The following is a 1,829-nucleotide window of genomic DNA, read 5'->3' on the forward strand; positions in this document are numbered from 1 at the left end:
GTTTATTTTAATATCCTATTGCGTGTCCTCTGCTTAATGTCTGTACTAAGTCTTTTGCATACTCAACCACTTTTATAGCCATATGTGAAGCTACGTTAAGGGTTGGGGGTACTTGTTTCATTATTTCTTTGGGCAATCTATTGGCTATTTTAGGGGTCTGAAGTATTGTTTTTGCTTGCTGTATAGTTTGTTTGTTTTCTTCTATCTTTTTGGTTAAGTCTGCAAGTCTTACATTTTTTCCTATCTCCGAAGCTTTAAAGTCTTGTCCTGTTTGCCTTTCTACTATTCGAAAGCCTTGCATATTTCCTTGTTTATTTATCGTCAAATTAATGTCATACCCCTTGTTATGCATTAGTTCTTGGAAGTGTTCTATTGAGGTGGACTTATTTCGGCATTGAGTATAAGCTCTGCTTATCTCTTTTCTAAGGTCTTTTGTCATTTCCTTTTTCATTTCCTTGACTTCAACCGCTGTAAATAACCCCCTTTCTTTTGCAAGCTTTTCGGCACTCTCGTGAGCTTTCTTGTGTATCATACTATCGCTATGAGCTTTACCCTCTAAACTAATTCTATTGGCAATAATGTGTACGTGTTGCTCATCTGTTGAATTATGTACATAGGCTATGTACTGATTGTTTTCAAGTCCTAAGTTTTTCAAATGGTCTCGAGTTAACTGCAAAAGTTCATCTTTAGAAAATTTCACTTGTGCAGCGTCTGGAGATAAAACAATACTGTACGTGTTATTTTCGCAACGAGTATTTAAGCTTTGTACCTCTCTAAACTCTGATAGGATATCTTGTCCATTTTCACCCATTACTAAATTTCGGTCAAGCTCAAAGGCTTGCCCTTTATCATTCATGATGTAATCAATTGCTTGAGTACTCCCCTTAGTTGCTTTTGCTAAACTTACCATTACTTCAAGATTTTAATCTTCTTTGTCTGTTCTAATAATTCCCTTACTTCAGCTTTAAGAGCTTCATCATTGTATTGCTTGATATAGTTCGATATCCTCGCAAAGTTGGTTTGGAACTGTCGAAGTTCTTTAAAGGCTTCAAGTTCTGCTTCGCTCATTGGTTTGGGTAGTTGTCTGCCTAAACCACAATAGAGCATATATTCTGATACAGACATATTGCTCTCTTTTGCTTTCATCTTGATAACTTCCTTTTGGAAGATATCACAGCGAATTTCTATTCGCTCGGTTCTGTTCATCTTGTCTAATTCGTCCATACTTTTTCCTTTAAAAAGACTCTCAAAAAAAATCAACCGAAGGGCGATTTTTTACCCCCGACCTTCGGGAGGGCAAGAGGGTTTTGTGTAGTATAAAATAGGGAGCGTAGCGGACTATTTTGTACGGAACAAAACATATCTTGACCTATTACAACGCATATCCATACTTAAAATTCACAACGAAGATACCCTTTTTTGCTCAAATTCAGCTTTGACACTTGCATATTACACCCCTTATTTGTACGTTTGCTACATCAATGAGGAGGGAGTAGGGCAATGCTGAGGAGCAACCACACAAGCGCCAAAATTTGATAACGAAACAAAAAAAAGCCCGGGCAAAATGCTCGGGCTTTTCTTATTTAATTATAATTTATAATTTCTTATTTCTATTTCGTTTTTTATTTCGAATATATAATATTCCAAAAGTAAAAGATATTAAAATACCAGATATCAAACTAAATACATTTGAAATATTCATATCACTTTTAATACAATCTTGAATAAAAATATTTAAATGTATTCCAGAAAAAAAAAGCGTTATTGAAAATAATAAAAAAACAATTTTATTATTTCTGAAAATACTACTCATAGTACTGTAATTATAA

3 protein-coding genes are annotated in these 1,829 nt (G+C 34.4%); all 3 read right to left on the reverse strand.

All coding sequences use genetic code 11. The features are described 5' to 3' along the window. Positions 1-7: 7 nt before the first annotated feature. Complete coding sequence (locus FTV42_RS16570; protein WP_180039227.1) at positions 8-910, reverse strand: relaxase/mobilization nuclease domain-containing protein; 903 nt, start codon at positions 908-910, stop codon at positions 8-10. Next, positions 910-1,224, reverse strand: coding sequence for a hypothetical protein (locus FTV42_RS16575; RefSeq protein ID WP_180023021.1), 315 nt, complete (start codon positions 1,222-1,224; stop codon positions 910-912). Before FTV42_RS16575 ends, FTV42_RS16570 begins: the two co-directional genes overlap by 1 nt. 370 nt (positions 1,225-1,594) lie before the next feature. Beyond that, positions 1,595-1,829, reverse strand: a 235-nt coding sequence (locus tag FTV42_RS17450) for a hypothetical protein (protein WP_218947017.1), incomplete at its 5' end; no start/stop codon positions are given.

Source organism: Acinetobacter sp. YH16052 (assembly GCF_013417155.1).
In the GTDB taxonomy this organism is placed as follows: Bacteria; Pseudomonadota; Gammaproteobacteria; order Pseudomonadales; family Moraxellaceae; genus Acinetobacter.

Excerpts from the sequence above, each read along its gene's own strand:
- FTV42_RS16575 (WP_180023021.1), bottom strand. The coding sequence starts at position 1,224 with ATGGACGAATTAGACAAGATGAACAGAACCGAGCGAATAGAAATTCGC.
- FTV42_RS16570 (WP_180039227.1), bottom strand. The coding sequence starts at position 910 with ATGGTAAGTTTAGCAAAAGCAACTAAGGGGAGTACTCAAGCAATTGAT.